We start from the raw sequence: 20,960 nt of genomic DNA on the forward strand, positions 1-20,960 counted from the left end.
AAACGTTAGCATGAAATATAACTTCTACAGGTGCAACTTATAATTTGTTATCAATTACTTCCTCTTTTTGATATGATGTATTCTGAAGGTAGCATGTTAAAACGTATCTTGAATGCGCGGGCAAAATAATTTGGAGCCGAGAAGCCAACTGAATAACTTATCTGAGCAATATTCATATCACTTTTTTCCAGAAGAACGGCAGCTCTATCCAGTTTTATAGATCTGATAAATTCAATTGGAGTTTCCCCTGTTAGTTCTAGAATTTTACTATATAGGGATCCCCGGCTCATTCCCATATTCCGGCTCAAATCTTCTACTGACAATTGGGGATTATTGATATTTGATGTAATGTACAGTATGACCTTATTCAGGAACTTTTCATTTTCAGACTCGATTATCACCTCAGGACTTGTCATCTTAATTTGCTTGGTATAAGTCTTTTTAAGTCTTTCGTTAAGTGCTAAAAGATTCCGGATTTTAACGTTCAGGATATCCAGATTAAAGGGTTTTGTCATGTAATCATTTGCACCGGTCTCTAATCCTAACAACTGGTCTTCTTCCCCCGTCAAAGCAGTTAATAATAGCACAGGAATATGGCTGGTTCGTTTATCGGCCTTTATCTTACGACATAGATCTATTCCGCTGGCATGAGGCATGCTAATATCACTTACCACTAGCTGGGGATGAGAAGAAAGCGTTTTTTGCCAACCTTCCTTACCATTAGAAGCTTCAACAATGCGGTAGGCTCGCTTTAGATTATCCTTCAGATAAAACCTGAAATCGTCACTATCCTCAACTAGTAGAACTACCGGCAATTGCGAATCTGCAATTGCTCCCAATAAATGATCCTGAGGGTTCCCTTCGTGCATCAATTCCGGTTCATCTTCATCTAAGCTCCCGGGACTTTCAATGCGATTAAATGGGAAGTGAATGGAAAATACTGAACCTTTTCCGACGATACTGTGCACTTCGATACTGCCCCCATGCATATTAACAAACTCTCTGGTAATAGACAGGCCTATACCGCTTCCCTGGTTAAGAATAGCAGAACCTGAATTGCTCTGAAAGAAAGATTCAAATATTTTGTCGTGTGCTTTTTCTTCAATCCCTATACCCGTATCTGCAACCTGCACCTTAAGGCCGTTATCTGAATCTTCTATCCTGAAAGTAATTAGTCCGCCCTTCAAGGTAAATTTAAAGGCATTTGAAAGCAGATTAAAAAATATACGTTCCACCTTTTCATGATCGAAATTGGTGAAATAGGATCTGACCTGGCTGTTAAATTCAAAGTTGATCTGCCTTCTTTCAGAGTAATCTCTGAATGATTCTGCAACATCTCGCGCAAAGGCGATAAAATCCCCTTCAATTACATTCAGTCGTAACTCACGATCCTCCATATTACGAAAATCGAGCAACTGATTAACAAGATTTAGCAGGCGCCTTGCATTCCTGCGGATCATGCTTAACTGGCCATGTTTATTAGTACTGGTTTCGAGCTGCAGCAATTGCTCTACTGGCCCCATAATTAAGGAAATAGGAGTGCGAAACTCGTGACTTAAATTTGTAAGGAACTTTATTTTTAGTTGATCAAATTCATGCACACGTTCAGCTTCACGTCGTTCCTGCTCTATGGCAAATTTCCCCTCCAGCTTTTGGATTCCTCTACGGCGGATGAGCCATAAAACCAAACCAATAATTAAAAAGTAGAAAAAATAGGCCGGGTAGGTTAGCCAGAATGGCGGTCTAACAGAAACTCTTATGGTGGTGACGGGACTAACCCAATTACCATTTGCACTTACAGCCTTTACGTAGAATGTGTATTCTCCAGGATCAAGGTTTGTATAAACTGCCGTATTTAGAGCTCCCACATTGTTCCATTCCCTGTCAAACTTTTCCAGCTTATACATATATCTATTTTCTTGGGGGGAGGTAAAATTCAGTGCTGCAAAACTCAAGGAAAAGTTCTGTTTATAATCTAATTTTATCCGCTTGGATATGGAAATATGCTCATTAATTTCAGCATCAGGAGATGGAAGAACACTTTTATTTGAAATTTTAAGGTCGGTAAGAACAATTCTTGGGTTGTTCCTATTAAAATGCAAGGCACCAGGATTTACGTAATTAAAGCCATCAACGCCACCAAAAAACAAGGTCCCATCCGATACTTTCATCCCTGAGCCCAGAACAAATGGACTACGCTGTAAACCGTTGTGGTATGAAAAATTTCTAAATTTTTTTAGCCCAGGATCAAAACTACTTAATCCCTTATTCGTGCTTACCCATATCTTTCCATAATTATCCTCCAATATCCTGTAGATCACTTCATTTGCGAGTCCGTCTTTTTCGGAATAGGGTATAAATTGTTTCTTTCTTAAATCGTAATACGCCAACCCTCCTTCGCTCATACCTACCCAAACAGTTCCGTTCGAACTTACACATATTGCGTTCACATTATCTTTGGGTAATTTACTATTGGCAGAATTTAAAATTAACGATTTATTACTTATAGGATTATAAACAGCAATACCACCACCGCGGGATCCGATCCACAAATTCCCCTCATGATCTTCTTCGATAGCTCGGATGTACCCATTCGCCATTATAATATCCCCTCCCCTTTCAGACTGTGAAAAATGTCGGAACGATTTTTTTGAAGAATCGTAAAAGGTGACGCCCTGGCCATTGGTGCCAAGCCAAATGTTGTTCCTGCTATCCTTTTTTATACAAAAAACACTGGGACCACTTATGCTTCTCGAACCAAGGCCTGCACTTATCCGCCGGATTTCACCCGTTTTTGTATCATAAACAAAAAGCCCGTCCAGATAAGTTCCTACCCAAATTTCTGCACCCACACCTTCCATTGCAAGAACGGCCTTGCCTTTCCCTGAATTCGACAATGGTATATTTTTAAAGAGGCCTGTGTTACGATTGAAATGGTTAATTCCCCCTCCGTCTGTTCCCACATAAATTTCCGAACGGTTAACTTCAGCGAATGAGGTAACAACCGGAGCACTAAGTCCAAGAGGATCAGAAGGATTACTCTGACGAAGGTTGAAAGTTGGAAGATTCTTATCATACTTGTTAATACCGCCGCGATAGGTTCCTACCCATGAAATACCTTCTCTGTCAATTAAAATTGAATTAACAGCCTTACCTATTAAACTATAGGGATTTCTATGATTACGTCTGATCCGACGAACTACCTTACTTGAAGGGTCAAGAATATTTAGGCCTTCTTCAGTTCCAATCCAAATTCTGCCATTTGGCTCTGCAGCCAGGGAGTATATTATGTTACTACTTAAGCTATGCTCGCTCGGGGTATGTTTATAATTAGTAAACCCGCTACCATCTGGAAGCAACATACTTAGACCGCTATCTGTTCCTACCCAAATATTACCTTTACGGTCTTGAATAACGGATTTTACAGCGTTGTTGGCTAAGCTTGAACTGTCCTTGTCAGAATGCACATACTTCTTAAAAGAATTTGATTTCTCCAAATAAAGATAAAGGCCGTTACTGGTTCCAAGCCACATACTACCACTTTTATCTGTAAATACCCTCTGAATAGTAGTTGAAACAGCCGCACGTGCAGCTGGATCATTGGAATAGAAATAAGTAAATTTTGATGTCACAGGATTAAATAGGATTAAAGCACCATAAGTTCCCATCCAGAGACTACCATCAGGGCCAGTAGCTATGGATAAAATTGGATTGCGAATTAGTTTATTATAATTTATAAAAGAATCCATCCTCCTGTTATACATGATCACCCCAGAACTGGTAGCAATCCATAAGTTCCCCTTCCCATCCTCATAAAGATCTACGATATCGTTGGAGGCGATACTATTTGAATCCTTTACATTATGCCGGTAAACAGTAAATTGTTTTCCATCAAACTTATTTAAACCATCATCGGTTCCAAACCACAGATAGCCAAATCGATCCTTTAGTATAGACGTAACAATATTTGAAGAAAGACCTTCCCTGCTACCCAGGTTCATAAAATTCATTTCATTTTCCTGAGAGAAAATCAGAGAGGGAAATAGAACAAAAAAAACTATGAAATACAGATATTTCAGCTTAAGCATTTCAGATCATATTGGTTAGTGCCTCCTTTATTCTTTTAGGAGATAGGTAAAATTAATTTTATGGGGCCTTATGGCTAGCACACATTGTTTAGGATGATGGTACAAATGTTCAAGGCTCCTTTTTTTTGCACTAAAACTGATTTTTATTTATCGTTTCTCATAGCAGCATTTTCGCTAAATACTTCAAATTCTGCAACTTGCGAGCCACTGTACCCTTCTTCCGACAACGACTGCACCACTACGTTGTACTTGCCGGTCAAATCTGAGGTAAAAAAGTTTACAGTGGCGGTTCCCTCTTGGCTGGTTTCGTTAGTTCCATTCCAAAACAAGGTAGTTCTATAATCCGGAATCCTTGAAGAGGTCATCCAATCTCCATCATACATGGGGGAGTAAAACGCTCTTTCCTCCTGTACTCCTTCATAGTCTATCACTGTAGCGTGTGTAGGCAATGCTAAACCACCTAAGTCACCCTTGAAAGTTCGAAAACTGGCTATCCCTGAGAAACGGTTGTTTCCATAAATATATCCATTACTAACTACCTCTAGCTGCTTAACCTTTAAGGGGTCGATTTTTATAAGGGTTGTGCCATCATCGAAAACGGGCACTCCATCTACCAGAATCAATGGAGACGATGAATGGAATTCATTCCTTTCCTTGTCGAATACACTTAAGTAATAATCCTTTTTTCTTACCGCGACATTGATTTCAGAAACATATTCGCGCAGAACCTCCTCCATCGTTTTAAACCTGACATAGTTATCTAATTTGTAAATCTTTTCGGGTTGGTGATAAAAAGAAGTGGAATCTATTGTTCGAGGGATTCGATTATTGAGCAGTCTTCCATTAAAAGCATTATTAACTTGCATGGCAACACTTCGTTGAAGAAGATCTTCTACAGAAGTTTTGAAATTGAACTTGGCGGGCGTATAATCGGAATGATTAGAGGAGAATGGTCCCCTAATCTCTATCCTTGCCAGACTATCAATTCGGGGATCTGTTTGAACAACAACTCCCAATGGACTATCAGAAAAATCCTTTGTTAGAAAATTAAATTCCCCTGACTTATCGGCGTAAGCGGTATAAAACTGAATTCGCTGTCCCGGAATCGATAAAAAAACGTTCCGGTCAGCGAGAGGTCGGTTTGTCTCCTTTTCTAAAATCCGGCCGCTTATAATATGTCCTTGCGGCTCAGAGAAAAATCTAAGATCAGGTTTCTTCTCTTGAATAATATCTTCCCATTTAAATCTTCTCCAACCATGAGTTAGCATTAAATGATCCATCTTTTCTTCTGAATATTCTCTCAGATAAGACGAGACCCGTGGTATCCGCCCTTTTAGTTCTGAGCTTAATAAAAGGTGTGTGGAAATATCATCATAAGGGGTAGCTATTGAATCAACCTTGAAAACAGAGATGGAAAAACTAGTTTTTAAGGCTTTCCCTCTTACTGTTTCCCTCACTGAAACCTTTACCTGTTCCCTGGATGAATAATTCTTCTTGTCTGTTAAAACTTCAACGCTTGCAAGCTTCAAAGGCTTTTTAAAATATAAACGTTCACATAATGGTTGTTGGGCATTATTGAAAAGCGTTAAATGAGAAATACCCTCCCCTAAATCCTTATATGGAACCTTAAAACCTTCTGCAATACTTTTACTACTTAGGGTTTGGGTAAATACAGTGTGATAACCTGTATGAACAAAAAGGGTATAGCTGCCTTCGCTCTCGAGGGTGGACTGAACTGATATATTTAATATTGAGTCGGCACCGAACGTTGTCGACATCACTGCCCCTCGTTCAAAGATTTTTGGAAGCTGTACGGAAAATGGCTTTTCATTAACCGGTGTTATTAATACCTGGTAATCCTGAATCTGCTCCGGCCTAAAATAAAAGGTACCTATACCATCACCAGAAGGACTAAATCTTGCAATTGTGTCACCAGAGGGGTTTACAATGCAACCGCGGAAGTGAAAGGTGTTACCTTCACTATCCACAGCTTTAAATCCTACTTTACTTTTTAAACCCAGAACAAGATTCCCTCCTTCAGGGAAAAATTGTACAGCGTATTTCTTTCTGACGGCCGTTCCCAATACCTCCTCTTTAGTTAAAAAATTATAGATTGCTAAATCTTTATAGAAGTAGAAGGAAGGGTCAAAATTCTTCATCCAACTTGTATAACATCTTAAGGTATAGGCTCCGGTAGCAAGAGTTATAGGTATATATAGAGAGCCGGAGCCATCGGATAAATCCACCTTTGTCTGAAGAACTGCTGTATTTTGCTCATCAAAAACTTCAACATAAGCAACTTTATTATAACTTATAGGACGGTTTGTGTAAGCTTCAACATTGTAGATTTTGAACCATATAATTTCTCCCGAAATATATGACGACTTATCAGTATGAACATAGATCTTCTCTTGAAATGTATTTTTAAGATAAGAGTTGAACTTATGCGTTATCGATGTAGAATCAAACTTCTGACCTAGGACATAAAACGGAAGTAGTAGGCAAACCAATAAAAGAGAAAACCCATTCTTCATGATAGTTATGGAAATTATCTTGTTCAATTTATATTTTGTAATTCCGGGCATAAGAGATATTTGAATTTAATCAGGCCAGTACGGAGGTTTCACATTGCTTCCTTTTAGTCTGCAGTCGATACACTTATCTCTGGTCATTGTAGCATGAGTAGGAGGGCCTTTCATGGGGTCAAAGGGAGCATAGTCTTTTATCAAATAGCCGGCGGTAGTATAAATGAGCACGCTATCAAGAGGTACGTCTCTTGATTCGCAAGCCTCCTCCCTGTATGACCATGTTGGTAATCTTTCCCTTCTATGAATGAAAATTCTCTTTTCCGTGACAGTCCCAGCTCCGATCCATCCGAGTACTTGTTCTTCCGGATTTGTGACACAAGTAATATTGCCTTTAAGCTCAGAAGGTTGAGGGTCAAAAATACTTCCGATCTCCTCTGTGTTCTTTTTCATATCTTCAAGATATTGATAGCCCTCACGCGTGTGAGCATATTGTTTTACAAGAATGCTATACAACAGATTTAGCTTAATTGAATTACCTTTAATAAAAGTTAGGGGAGCCTGAGAAACTCTATCCTCTGATAGACGCTCAGTGGAGCTTAGTAGTATCGCTGAAGAACCGTTGCCTTGCCAGCAACGGTTAATATTAATAGACCTGTCACGCCCAACAATTCTCCCATTCTTGAGTTCTAAAAGAGAAAAAAAAGGTGTTGTTATTTCCCATGTCTCCTGGAAATGCCATGAATAGAACCTTGCTTTGTTTGAAGGGTCGTGTGTACTTACGTACAATTTAAAGCCATCATTCTCTATTCTACGGCTGATGCTATCTATTTCGGGTGTGACTTTGCTTTCCAAAAAATCTGTTTGATAAACACTGCCATCTTTTGTAGTTATTTTTATCCGGTAAGTCTCGTTCAGATTTAAACCGGTGGTTTTCAGCAAGCAATCCCCTTTCTCACTGGTAGTACCCGAGATCACCGTGGTTTGATGATTCTGAACTTCTATCCTTGAACCAGCTTCCGGAATACGGCCTTGCCAGTCTTTTAAATCTCCTGTACGACTAAGGATGAAAGTTGTAGAGTCGCCAATATTTAAATATCCTTCAACGACCAGAAGATTCCTAAAATGAGCATCCACCTCTGGACTGAAAGATTCCCTGCAGGCACTTGCAATAACCAGAATGATAATAAGAGCTATATATGATTTCATTTAAACCGAATATTGTAGTTTACGAAGGGAATAGCTGAACCAAAAATGGATAGCTTATATCCGTTAATGACCTTGTTCTCACTGGCAAAAAAGGTTGCAAAGGCATTTTTCCGCCCTGTCAAATTGTATACTCCAAAAGTCCAGGAATTATGAGTTAGTTGTTTAACTTTATGGTTTCCGAGCACGTTAATTGATATGTCAGAACGAAAATAATCAGGTATACGATACTGATTCCTCTCTGAATACAACAGCCGCTGCCCGCCCTCATAATAATATTTACCAACAGGAAGAGTGATTGGCCTGCCTGTACTATAAGTGGTATTTAAAGAAAAACTTACCCGGTGTGAGAAACGATAATTTCCAATAAGTGTGAAGTCATGAGGCTTATCGTAATTTGATGGGTAGTACTTACCATCATTAATAGAATTGGCTCCCGTTACATCTTCGGTTTTTAGGAATGTCCTTGAATAGGTATAACCTATCCATCCATTCAACTTTCCGGTGAGCTTTTTTACCAGAAACTCTACGCCATAAGCTTTCCCCTGTGTTGGTAGTACATCCTGCTCGACCTTGTGATTTAAGATCAATACTGCCCCGCTCTTATAATCTAAAAAATCCGTGATATTTTTGTAATAGCCTTCGATGGATGTTTCAACAGTATTAGACTTAAAATTTTTGTAAATCCCTAGCGAAACCTGATTACCTCTCTGAGGTTTTATATTTATATCGCTCAACTTCCAGACATCCGTAGGAGACATAGAAGTAGTGTTCGACAACATGTGTATATATTGCCTTTGTGTATTATATCCTGCTTTAATTGAAAAAGTTGGAGTTAAAGCAAATCGTAAACCCAACCGGAATTCAGGCCCTTGATAGGTTTTCATAGACTTGCCTTTCGGATATTGTTTTTCAGAAACAATGTTCACGTCGGTTAAAGCAAGTCCAGGGGCATAGAAGTTAGCATTTCCAGGCCCTAGTCTGCTATAGAAAGAATAACGGAACCCTGCATTTAAGGTAATGTCATTGCTTAGGTCGTATTTTGGCTCTGCAAAAACAGCACTTTCAAGAGCTTGTTCTTGCGCTAGTATATCCGGTAAGACTAAAGATCTTTCATTATATGGTTCTATCGAGCCTGGTTTACTTTTATAATAAATAGTACCACCCCCAAATTCAAGACTTAATTTCGACTTAGGGTAGTAGCTGAAGGTGGTTTTAAAGTGGGTTTGTTCAATACTAAATTTTAGTTTATAATCAACCTCCTCATGGAATCTACTATAATTCTCATAGCCATAATTGTCTGTACCGCCCGAGATAACACTGTATAACTTATTGTTAAACGTATGCTTCCATCTAAGGGAAAAGTTCTGATTATTGTAGCGATAGGTAGTATCTGTACCCAGATTTGATTTGTCACTGCTAAGATAAGCAGTAAAATAAAAGCTGTTCCTTTCATTTTGCTGATGGTTGATATTCAGGTTAAGATCATAGAAGGCCGCCTTTGCTCCATGATATCCGGCCTTCTTAGGCAGTATATCCATGATCCAGTTGGAATAGGTAGTTCTTCCACCCAACATGAAGGAGCTTTTATCTTTGATAAGCGGTCCTTCAAAGTTTAAGCGACTAGTGATTAATCCAATACCCGCTGTTCCTGTAAACTCTTTTTTGTTACCTTCCCTGGTGCTTAGTTCAAGTACAGATGCAAGCCTGCCTCCGTACTTTGCAGGAATACTGCTTTTATACAGCTGTACATCCTTCACTACTTCCGGATTAAATGCAGAGAAAAAACCAAAAAAATGAGAGGGATTAAAAACTGTGGCATCATTGAAAAGTATCAGATTTTGATCAACCGAGCCGCCCCGGACATTAAATCCAGTGCTGGACTCACCTACTGACTTAACCCCCGGGAGAGTAAGAACAACCCTTAAGATGTCCGCCTCTCCAAACACTGTCGGAACTTGCTTGATCGTATTTATATCAAGCTTCTCTATCCCCATAGGTGTTCTACGGATATTTGCAGTTTTATCGGAGGTTATCATTACCTCTTTTAATGCCAGACGTTCTTCCTCGACACTTACATCTAATTTACCGTCACCCTGAACTAGTATCTGCCGTCGGGTATCCTCCACTCCTATAGCCTGTATATTAAGTTCATGTCTTCCTTTAGGGAGAGTGATCGTATAAAAGCCAAAACCATCGGTTATGCTTCCAACTCTGGGTTTATTAATAAAAACATGTACCCCTGGGATTGGCTCTCCTGTTTTTGAGTTTTTAATGTAACCAGCCACCGTTGCGGTCCTCTTCGCGGGATTTATATTTCTTCCCACTGGGTAGACTTTATAGCTGACATTAGTAGAAACAGAAGGTTCTGATGAAGTAAGATCTGCGACCAAAGCTTTATTATCAATAACTTTTGTTTCCTCTTCCGTCGACATCTGGAATGGAAGGGTAGTAATAATGCGAATATTTTTGGTTAGAAAAATTTCATTCTTATAAATAGCATACTGAAAATCAGTGGCCGAAAAAATCCTGTCTAGAATATCTTTAACTGTAGCCTCTTTAAAATCACCTGCAACTTTCAAACTGTCAAACAAGTCGGCTTGATAATGAAAATGGTAGGACGTTTTCGACTCGATTGCTTTCACCAGCTCCTCTAAATTACCATTTTTAAAATGTATATTGAACTTCTGGCCAATACTTTGGGCACAAGCCAATATCGGCAGGGAAATCGAGACCAGGGAAATAAAGAAACAGGTGTAAATATTTCTCATAACTGAACTATTGAGTCATGAAACCTTACCAGTTCAACCATTGCTTTTTCCTTATCCTTCTTGAAATTAAGCTGATTTTTCTTGATGTACTCTTGATTTTCAGCCTGTGTTGATCGAAGTTGTTTTAAGAAAGCCTTTTTACTTTTTATGCTTAGGTATCGCGAATTCTTGAATAGATAATACTTGTCTTCCCCAGAGACATGTTTCTCAACTTGAGTTGGGGTGATTTTTTCTGCAACTGATTTTACTCTCTTCGCAAGAAGGCTGATCTTTCCATGATATAATTGGTCGTAATATCCGGGCTTAATGCTGCTCTCTCCTTCATTTCTCCCAGAGCTGGCTTTAAGGTTAATAAAAGTGTGCTTGTGTAAAGAAAAAAAGTCTACCTGGTCGGGTATTACAGTAGTGGGAGTAGCCCCGTCGAAATGCAATAGGACTAACTGGTCTTTAACAAGATCATACTTAATTTTAACGTTTTTGTAAATGTATCCTTCATACCCTATTATCCCTGACGCATATACATCATCTATAAAAAAAAGATGTTCATTATCACTAATTTGCCCGGACGGATTGTACTCTCTGCCATTATAGAGTGGTGCTACACGGTTAAGGAGACTCGGATAACTTTCCTTAGCATTCTTCAGGACGCCAGCAACAAATAAGCTGTCACCCGATCCCTGAGAAAACACAGGCAGTTCTGAGAATATGATCAGAAGAAAAAATAGCAATTGTTTCATGATTATCGGTCGGTTAGTAAGGAGAGAAACTATTTCCTTTATTCCAGGAAAAGCACTCAATGTTTTGGTAGAGCTATTTAGGCGATGAAGAGAGAGATGATCTTTCTCAATCATCTCTCTACTAATAAACTGGTGGCTTATTATTTTCCTTGAAAGGCTTCTACAACCCCAACATAAGCGGGTTTTCTTTGATATCCAGCATTAACTGTACTACCAGAGGTACCTCTTGTCCATAAACCCACAGGTTCATTTGGCCTCCAGGAATCACCTGAAATTCGATCATATGGACTTCTGAAAGTGATACCAGCGCGCTGCCCCGCAGGTATATGTGTATTATATGCCTTAACAAACCATTTATATGTTTCTGCTTGCTGTTGGTACAGTTCTGCCGTTGCAGCAGCGGTATTACCTCCAGTACCAATATCCAGAGCAGATATTTTAATTAACTTTCCGGTGGCCGCTAACGCTTGAAGCATCGCTTCGACTTTAGTCTTATCTACAGTAGTTACATTTAATGCTAATTCTGTTGCAATTCCATCAACATTAGCTCCCTGGCTTTCTGTATAAGCAATATAGTCCTTCAATCCCTGAATTTTTGCAACATTATCAACAAGATTAGTTTCTGTAATAAAGATCTTGTCGGAGGGGTTTGCGTATTGCTTAAGCATTTTAATAGCCGTAGCTGCATAATCCCTACCAAGATAATCCTGCCAATAAAACGTATTTGCTGGAAGACTACCCATCCCTACACCGGTTCTTAATTTGGTTGGATCTGTATCATCGAGTGGTTGGTAAACAACGCTCCAGGACTTAATCTTGTCTTTTCCCGCCGCTCCAACAGCTTTAATCCACTTATCGAGCTCGGCTGTGTAAATGGTTTTTCTTTCTGCCTGAGTTTTTGGTATAACCGTAAATTTCGCCCATGTTAGCCTTATATTGTCCAAGTGCATATTTGCTCCACCAGTTTCATTACCGAATGTCAAAACAAAACTATTCAGTTGTTTTTCAGCATCGGTAAAAGCGAAGGTGGAAAGATCCAGCTCTAAATTCCTACCCCACACATTAGTTACTGCACCAATGGCCTCCAAACTTTTACCTGGGTTAAACTTATTGAAACGCCCGCTGGGAACCGCTCCGAAAGTCGTTGATATTCCTAGGCTAATCCCCGCCCCTTGATTTCCAGCTGCAGCATTGGCATCCAACAAAAGCTTTCTGCAGTCGCCCAAAGTTACTCCCGTTGGCAAATTAACCTGATACTGTGGAAAAGCACGGGGCCCATCAAGCTTTAATGTCTTACCACTGTTTGATGCTCCAGCAACCGGATCTGTAGATATTTTTGCAGTACCAGATACGTCTGCTGTCGAATAGTAAACAGGAAATGAACTTCCAACAGTCCTGCTTTCGAAATTTTCAACCAGGTAGGTGCCGGTTGGACCAGGAATAATAAGGTCGGGAATCAAACTGTTTAGGTACGCAGCATTCTGATTGCTATGCTGAACAAGATGCCCTGCATGAACTGCCATACCTGCTGATTTATTTACCTCTAATGCAGCAGTGATGTTATCCATAACAGGTGCACCGGTAGCTGATACAAAGTCCATATGATTTAATCTTGTAAAGTTAATCTCATCAAAATGACTTTGCATCGTACGGTAAAACGGTGAGTTTTCAGCAACTTCAGACAAATTAAGCTCCACTCCTAACTTAAAGTTAGGCTGATTACTATAGTTGACGTATGTTTTTAGTTCTTTATAAGCATCTAATGCTTCCTGATCAATCAGAGATTGCGGTTTTTCTATGCTGAACTCCCGACGCTCAAATTCAGAGCAGGCAACAAACAGAGAAGACAGGGCGATAGACATCGCAATACCAGCAGTGAGTTTATTAATCTTCATAATTCTTTCCGTTTTAATGTAACTACTGCGCTACTGGTGTGAACACTTCAAATTTTACAGCCCGGTCGCGCATAACCAAAGTGTCTTTTGTAGCAACACTTCCGGTAATAGTCGTGGCACTCGATCCAGACCCTACATTTACACCGGTATAGGCAACTTGGTAATCAAGATAGAGCGCATCTCTGTCTATGTTTCCCCAACTCTTCTTTTCGCCCTTTTTTACAAATGCCCCTGTTCCGGTTGCAGTAAATTTTGCTGTATTAGTTGTGATAGTACACTTTCCCGCATTGTCGAATGTTAATAACAAAGTACAAGAGAAGTTATTCCCCTGTGCATCTTTAAAAACCACTGGGAAATCTAACTGACTCAACCCCTTAGTGTTTAACAGATTAACCTCATCTCGCTCGACATAATCAGCATGCCGTCTCACATTTCTGGTGGTTGCACCATTAGTCATAACATCTATACCTCTTCTTAAATAATTCCCATGCCACTGATTAACAAACTTTAGTGCATAATAAACGAAATTTTTACCTGCTAAAATCGAATCCCGCGTTTGTACCCCTGTCATCCTTATCGGAAGAGCATAAGTGTTCCTGATAGCATCGGGATCGGCAAAAAATGCATCTGTTAACTGAACCTGAACTCCTCCTAGCAGACTCCCTTTTGGAATCGTTATTTGGTTCGATGCCAGCGAATAATAATTTGCAGGTAAAGGTTTTATGCTACCGCCTGTTGAGAAATTTAGATTATTTAAGAGCGAGTTATCAACCACGAAGTTTATAGCGATATCTTTTTTATTGTCGCGTGTTCCACCGACTGTAGCCTTAATCTCAACCTTACGTTCATTATCTAATGTGTTATCTACAAATAAATCCTCGCCCAAAACAACTGTACGTACCGGGTACTGGTAGGCAAAATATACCGCCTGATAATCAAAATCAGGATGATCAATATCCTTGTTCTTCAAACAACCGGTTGCAGTAATCAAAGCAGCTACTAATCCGGTGAATATTTTAACTTTTTTCATTTTGAATAATAAATTACTGTGGGTCATTACCAGTTAGCATTTTGTTTTAAATTGCTATACTTCAACACTTCTGAATATGGAATAGGCCCGTAAATCATGTGATCTTGAAATGCCCTTTCTTCTACATTAATTGGAGTATAAATATTTCCATTTATATCTAAGCCGCGAGCTGTTTCATTTAGTTTAGTTAGGCTTTCCTTCCAACGGCGTATATCCCAAAAACGGAAGCCTTCAAAAGATAATTCCAGACGACGTTCATTCTTAATCAACTCGCGCATCTTAGCCTTATCTGTAGCACATTCCTCTAAATAGGCGTGGTTATTAGATGTTCCAACTCCAGCCCTAGTACGGATAGCCTTGATTACATCATAAGCTGAAAATGTATTAGGACCACTCCCTTTTGGTCCCCAGGCTTCATTTGCTGCCTCAGCATAATTCAAACAAATTTCGGTGAAGCGAATACGCGGATTATAACGGTTTCTTCCTGTTACAGATCCGGGAGTTAAAGAAACATCCCAGCGAAGTGTTTTCCTTAGATAATAACCGGTACGGGTAGAAGTTGTCCTCACGTTTATACCATCGGCCGTGCCAGATTGGCTACCTGTTCTAATAGCAGCGTAATCAGGGTGAGCATTGTATAAAATATAAGCGCGTAACCGTGGATCTCTATTTGCATAAGGGTTGCTTGCAACGTAGGCACTACTACCATGACCTATCGGATATCCATTTGCCATAGGAAATGCCTCTACGAGGTTTTCCGTTGGATTAATAACTCCATTTCCGAATAAGCTCGGTGGAAAGTTTTGAGTCTCGCGATCACTGTTAGTATTTTGGCGAACTTCTCTCCAGATCATCTCGTGGGGATTATCACCTTGTGATAGGGCATCAATCTCTGCACGATTATCGTAAAACGTATGCCCAGGAAGCTGACCTGTAGGACGCACTAAAGAATTTGGGCCACCCTTATAAGTGATAACTGACGCTGCGGCATTTGCAGCTTGTTCCCATGTTGCAGGATTGGATGCATGTTGGAATGCAGGACTAGCAGCGAGCAAGGCAACCCTTGATCTGACAGACTTAGCTATCAGCCCGTTAAATAGTTGTCTGAAAGTTTTACCCATCGCTTGATTGTATGCGGCAAAGTTTTGCGTAATTGACGCGTATTGAGCAGGAATCTGACTGGCAGCTGTTAGATCTACGTACTCCGTAGGCAGATAGTATTCCGCACTGTCAAGATCGCTGTAAATTTGCTTTACACATGCATCAAAAGTAGCTCTTGGCTGGTTAAAGTCAGTTGAAGCTGGATCCTGATAATCAGTAACAATTGGCACTCCCATTAATTGTCCGTCAGGTGTTACCCCAGCATGATTTCTCAACAGAAAGTACATGTGAAGCGCACGTAGTCCAAACGCTTCACCTCTCATTCTGTAATTTAAAAGCTTGTTTGCAGCCGGGTCATTCGCAAATCTTGATTTGTTAGAGTTAGCCAGGAACTGATTAACATACAGGATGGCAGAATACGAGCCATTCCAAACACTCATAGTTGGATTGGTTGGTGTCCAGGAGCCTGTAGCAACCTGACGAAATGCAGTAAGCGAAGCATTAGCCGAAAGGTTAACCACGGCATCGTCGGTTGCTAAATCACTGTTATTGTAATATGGCGGAATTGTTCTATATGCTTGCAGAACAAAGCCTTGAGCAAATACTGGATCGACATAAATCTGATCTGCCGACCTGACAAGTTGGAGGTCCTCCTCAAGCAACTTCTTGCAACCGCTAAAGGTCAAGGCAAGCAGCCCAAATAGTATTAATTTTATCTTCATGATCTCTTTCATTTATCGTTTAAAAAGTTGCTTTCATACCCAGGTTGTAGAAACGGGTCTGGGGACTAGTTCCGATATTGGTTTCCATTAACTTACGTTCTTTGGATAGAACCAGTAAATTGTCGCCGTTCAAGTATACACTCAGACCATGAATAAATTGAGCCTTTTTAAAAGTAGCTTTGTTAAAATCGTAGGTGAATTGAACCCTTCTTAAATCAAACCTATTGTTTTTATACATCCAATAAGTTGAGTTCCTGAAATTATTGGTAGTACTATTCGTACTTAAGCGAGGATAAGTTGCAGTATTAGCGGTTTCAGGAGTCCAGCGACCGAGAACCACATCAGAATACTTACCAGCACCTGAAACCCAATAATTTGAGGTATTTTTATAACCGATCGCGCCCACTTGTCCAGAACCTAAAGCAAAAAAGCTGAAGTTCTTCCAATTTAGCGTTAAGTTTAGACCGTAATTAAAGGGAGAGGCTGAAAAACCGTTCTTACCCAAATCTACTTCATCTCGGTTATCAATTATATTGTCACCATTTACATCCCTGTACTTAATATCACCTGGTTTCAGTGTACCTCCAAATGTCTGTCTTGCATGAGCATCTATCTCGGCCTGGCTTTGAAACAAGCCTTCTGCAATATAACCCCAGTAAACATCTAAGGGCTTACCAACTCTGTTTTGATAAGAGTTTTCGAAAACCTCGTCCCTTTTTGTTGCCTCAGAATTATATACCATTCCAACAAAGCCGAGTGAATAATTCAATTTGCCTAGTTTATTATTAATGTTCGCTGAAAAATCGACCCCGGTACGCATGTCATTGTTAAAGTTCATCCAAGGCTGAAAAGAACCATTGCTTGTAAAATAAGATGGGTAAACTGTTGCTGAACCTTGTGAAAGAAGTCCCTTTGTATCCTGACGGAAATAGTTTGCGTTCAGGTTTACAGATCCTTTGAAAAGTGAGGCATCAAAGCCAGCTCTGAACTCATTACGATCAATATAACTCAGATTAGGGTTCGCACCACCGGCTGCCTGAATGAAGGCCCCGGCAGATGTACCATCTTGCCATTGAACCCAGTTAGTGGTTGTATAGTTTCCGGCCCATAGATAATAATCAGCAGGACCATTTGCTGAAGAGGTAGTGATATCCAGATCCTGTTTTAAAGCGGAATAACTGGCTGTGAATTTCAGGTCGTTAACAAATGGTATATTGTTCTTGAAAAAATCTTCCTCACTAATACGCCATCCTAAGCTTAGGGTAGGAGATAAAGCGCTGCGATTACCTCTGGGTAGCTTGGCAGAATGGACTATAGCACCTGTGAAATCAACATAGTATTTTTGACGGTAGTTGTATCCGGCCTGCATACCGAGATTCGTGTTTCTAATCGGTTGATAGTCACTACCTGCATCGGTATCAGCATCGCTAGATATCCTGGTCATCCAGCCCCATGCAAGCAACTTTCCACTAACATTGTGTTTTTGACCGAAACTGCGCTGGTAATTAAGCTGAGGATTAATTGAAATGGTTTCATTATATAAAGAAGTGCCGATAAATTCATTTGTACTTACAACATCGTTGCCAAACTGTTGCAAACTAGTGATCATCTCTTTACCATCAATTGTTTGCCAGGTAGGCTGGTAAGTAGCATAGCTTACAGAATATCCTTCAGTATATCTTGAACTGTAATCCATGCTAAATCGTGTACTAAACGATAAACCTTTCGTTACGCCGCTCAAATCTGCGTCTGCACCGAAATTGAACATGAATGTACGCTGTTTATTTTTGATATAGCCAGAGGCCAGAATCTGTGAGAGATCAGTAGTTTGTCTGGTTGATAAACCGCCTAACAAATATTTTCCGTCAATAATATGATTACTGTTGGCAGCTATGGTTTGTAATTGTGGATTATTAGGATCCAGCTTGTCTATAGGAATTAAATAAGAGAACCACTCATCATTGGGACGTAATGTTGCCGCAGCCCCAAAAAAGTTACCCCTGGCCGAATAGTTGTTATCTACGCGCACAACAGCATCAGTTGTTGCTTTCAACCAGTTAGTAATCTTCATATCAACATTAGCCCTCAGGTTAAAACTCAGATCGTTATTATTCTTAGCCTCACCCAACTTTAACAGGTTATTATTGTAACCCAAGCCGATATTTGAATAATATTTAGCGTTTTCATCGCCACCGGAAATTTCAGTATTAACGTCTGTACGATAAGTCGTTTTTCTCAAATACTCAGATGATAACAAATTAAGATCTGGATAACGGAAAGGGTTAACACCTGCCTGAGTATTGTATATTTCCTCAGGCGTGAAGAACCGTCCTGTCAACCCATCGTTCCTTAAGGCCTCGTTGTACAGTGTCATATACTCACCAGCGTTAAGGTAACTTGCATAACCCTTAGGCACATTTAACCCACCATTGGCACGCACATCAACTGTAAGAGGCTTAACAGATCCTCTTTTTGTGGTCACAAGTATTACACCTTTTGAGGCACGGCTACCGTAAAGCGCAATGCTGCTAGCATCTTTCAAAACGGTAACAGACTCAACTTCTACCATGTTGACATCAAAAGTGCGACGGGGAATTCCATCTACCAATATAAGAGGTGCCTGGCCCCAAACATTCGCGCCGGTGACACCGCTCACAAGGCTCTGGAGATTATCTAAACTATTGGTACTATAACTTTTCCTGATCAAATCGGACATGTTTACCGACGATACAGCACCCAGAACGTCACGCTTTGCAACTTTTCCAAACGCTACATTTATAATGCTGTCCTGGGTTGGATCCAGCACTCTATCTTTGGATTCCTGAACTTTAGTCCCTGACCTGGACTCCTGTGCCTGGATTCCAGACGCAGCCAGAGATGCAGCTAAAAGAATACAATAAGATCTTATAATTTTTTTCTTCATGTTGTACGTTATCTTGAGACTACCAACCTGGGTTTTGCTTAAAACCCTCATAAATATTTACATCAGATGTTGGGAATGGGAACCAGTAATGCCGGCTGGTAAACTTTCTTTCCAGTAATACCGTTTCTCTAAAATTCGCAACGCGGGCGTTTTTCGGATCAGCATATACTTGTGCATTTGGAGTTACCCGATCAAATTGAACAGCTGTCTTGAGCGTATAAGGTAATTTATCTACCAGTTTCCAACGACGTAGATCGACGAACCTGTGTCCTTCATAGGCTAGTTCAACAGCCCGCTCTCTTCTCAATTCTTCACGAAACTTGTCTTGTGAAGCTATATACTCAGGAGCAACGTGACCTACACCCAAACCAGGCCTGTCCCTCACAAAATTCACCGCATCAACAGCAGTTTTACTATAATCCGGAGCTTTTCCCTGAGGTGAATTATAACCTTCGGATGCTGCTTCGGCGTACATCAAATACATGTCGGCCAAGCGAAGAAAACTGAAAACAACTACGTTATTATTACCCGCGAAGCCGTCCCAGTTGTTATTTAATTTATTGATGTATTTGGACAACATATAACCAGTGAAAGCAGCAGTTGCACCGTCGAAAGTTCTCATATGACCGCCGGTAAACAAACTCGCATATTGCCTAAATTCGTTATTCCCTACATTTGCTGCGTTATTTACAGCCTTTTCGCCGTCGAACATGATGTCATGATAAAACCGAGGATCCCGGTCTTTCCATGGGTATTGGGGGTCCCAACCTGAAAGTGGATCAAGTTGTGGCTGAGAAGGGTTCGGTATCGGACGACCGTTCTTCATCCCATAATAACTAATATAATTAGCTGTGGGATAAACCTTTAATCCAGTTGATTTGATTGTTTGGGGGCGATAATCATTTATCTGATTATTAGCGAAACGAGTATTTTCAAGAGGATTTTCCTGAAAAATAGCCTCAACATATCGTTCTCCGTTTACAATAGGGGCTCCGGGAATCAAACCAGCTTTCGCAAATGTTAGAGATATCTCCGTATAATTTGAAAAAGGCACCAATCGATATCTGTTAGTGGCCTCACAAATCTTCAACGCCTCTGCGAAAACATCTGCTGCCTTTTTACAGTAGTCTGCGTTATATGCGTTCACGCCGGTAGACTCTTCATTCATCAGAGGGCTTCCAGCCCACAGGAGATTTTTCCCGAGAAATCCGAGCGCCATGATCTTATTAATCCGACGGTCGTTATTTCCTTTTGTAGCAGCACCAGCAGGAATAAGATCCCAGTCGAGAGGTAGCAGGTCAGCTGCCTTTCTTAGATCAGCAGAAATTTTGTCAGCCGTTTGATGGTAATTTAATCGAGGGATACGAGGAGCCTGATCTGCTGGAAGCGATACATCAATATAAGGTAGTCCTCCCCAGTATTGCGCTAACATAAAGTGAAACCACCCGCGGAAGAAGTATAATTGTCCTTCAATCAACTTTTTCTCCTCAGGAGTTGCATCAACCAGTTTGTCAAGATTTGCCAGGCCTATGTTTGCTTTGCGAATGCCATACCATGCAAGACCATAAAGTGCACCCTTATCACCCCTGCTGGTATTACTAGCGTTATCGTTGTTGCCATTACGTTGATTAAACCAGGAACCGAAGACAGAATTATAAATACCAAAGAAATCTCCCTGATCTATTCTGTAAGCTACTAACCTGTTGTCATTTGTCTGCCAAAGTTCATCCTCGCCGAAATTCCAGCTATTGTGCGCCGTTGATCCGCTGATTATTGGGACAGCATTATACAATTCTTCGGTAAATCCTTGGAAATTTCTAAAATTTTTAAATGCTTCCTCGTTAGATATAGCAGTGGCCGGAGCCGCATCAAGATATTTTTGGCATGAACTTAAGCCTACGCCAATGATCGCTACAAGCAGAGGCGCAAATATTATTCTATAATAATTTTTCATCTTATTCT

The 20,960-nt window shown here is 40.2% G+C and carries 10 protein-coding genes; all 10 read right to left on the bottom strand.

Annotated elements, in window-relative coordinates; translation table 11 throughout:
• Positions 1–50 precede the first annotated feature (50 nt).
• On the bottom strand, positions 51–4,010 hold the full coding sequence (locus tag J4N24_RS12195) for a hybrid sensor histidine kinase/response regulator transcription factor (protein ID WP_207533968.1): 3,960 nt from the start codon (positions 4,008–4,010) through the stop codon (positions 51–53).
• Positions 4,011–4,231: 221 nt separating this feature from the next.
• Positions 4,232–6,649: a hypothetical protein gene (locus J4N24_RS12200; protein ID WP_207533969.1), complete on the bottom strand. Its 2,418-nt coding sequence runs from the start codon at positions 6,647–6,649 to the stop codon at positions 4,232–4,234.
• Between the two features lie 39 nt (positions 6,650–6,688).
• Positions 6,689–7,822 (bottom strand): DUF4249 domain-containing protein, encoded by a 1,134-nt coding sequence (locus J4N24_RS12205; protein ID WP_207533970.1) that lies wholly within the window; start codon positions 7,820–7,822, stop codon positions 6,689–6,691.
• The gene (locus tag J4N24_RS12210) at positions 7,819–10,590 is read right to left on the bottom strand and encodes a TonB-dependent receptor (protein WP_207533971.1); all 2,772 of its coding nucleotides are present in this window, start codon (positions 10,588–10,590) and stop codon (positions 7,819–7,821) included. Before J4N24_RS12210 ends, J4N24_RS12205 begins: the two co-directional genes overlap by 4 nt.
• The gene (locus J4N24_RS12215; protein WP_207533972.1) at positions 10,587–11,327 is read right to left on the bottom strand and encodes a hypothetical protein; all 741 of its coding nucleotides are present in this window, start codon (positions 11,325–11,327) and stop codon (positions 10,587–10,589) included. Before J4N24_RS12215 ends, J4N24_RS12210 begins: the two co-directional genes overlap by 4 nt.
• Positions 11,328–11,467: 140 nt before the next feature.
• Positions 11,468–13,222, bottom strand: coding sequence for an endo-1,4-beta-xylanase (locus J4N24_RS12220; RefSeq protein WP_207533973.1), 1,755 nt, complete (start codon positions 13,220–13,222; stop codon positions 11,468–11,470).
• A gap of 22 nt (positions 13,223–13,244) precedes the next feature.
• Complete coding sequence (locus J4N24_RS12225) at positions 13,245–14,252, bottom strand: DUF5627 domain-containing protein (protein WP_207533974.1); 1,008 nt, start codon at positions 14,250–14,252, stop codon at positions 13,245–13,247.
• A 26-nt stretch (positions 14,253–14,278) separates the two neighbouring features.
• On the bottom strand, positions 14,279–16,075 hold the full coding sequence (locus J4N24_RS12230; RefSeq protein WP_207533975.1) for a RagB/SusD family nutrient uptake outer membrane protein: 1,797 nt from the start codon (positions 16,073–16,075) through the stop codon (positions 14,279–14,281).
• A 19-nt stretch (positions 16,076–16,094) separates the two neighbouring features.
• Positions 16,095–18,998 carry a SusC/RagA family TonB-linked outer membrane protein gene (locus J4N24_RS12235; RefSeq protein ID WP_207533976.1) on the bottom strand — a complete coding sequence of 968 codons (2,904 nt, stop codon included), beginning with the start codon at positions 18,996–18,998 and terminating at the stop codon, positions 16,095–16,097.
• Between the two features lie 19 nt (positions 18,999–19,017).
• Positions 19,018–20,952 carry a RagB/SusD family nutrient uptake outer membrane protein gene (locus tag J4N24_RS12240; RefSeq protein ID WP_207533977.1) on the bottom strand — a complete coding sequence of 645 codons (1,935 nt, stop codon included), beginning with the start codon at positions 20,950–20,952 and terminating at the stop codon, positions 19,018–19,020.
• Between the last annotated feature and the right edge of the window lie 8 nt (positions 20,953–20,960).

It is taken from the genome of Desertivirga arenae, from assembly GCF_017355785.1.
In the GTDB taxonomy this organism is placed as follows: Bacteria; Bacteroidota; Bacteroidia; order Sphingobacteriales; family Sphingobacteriaceae; genus Desertivirga; species Desertivirga arenae.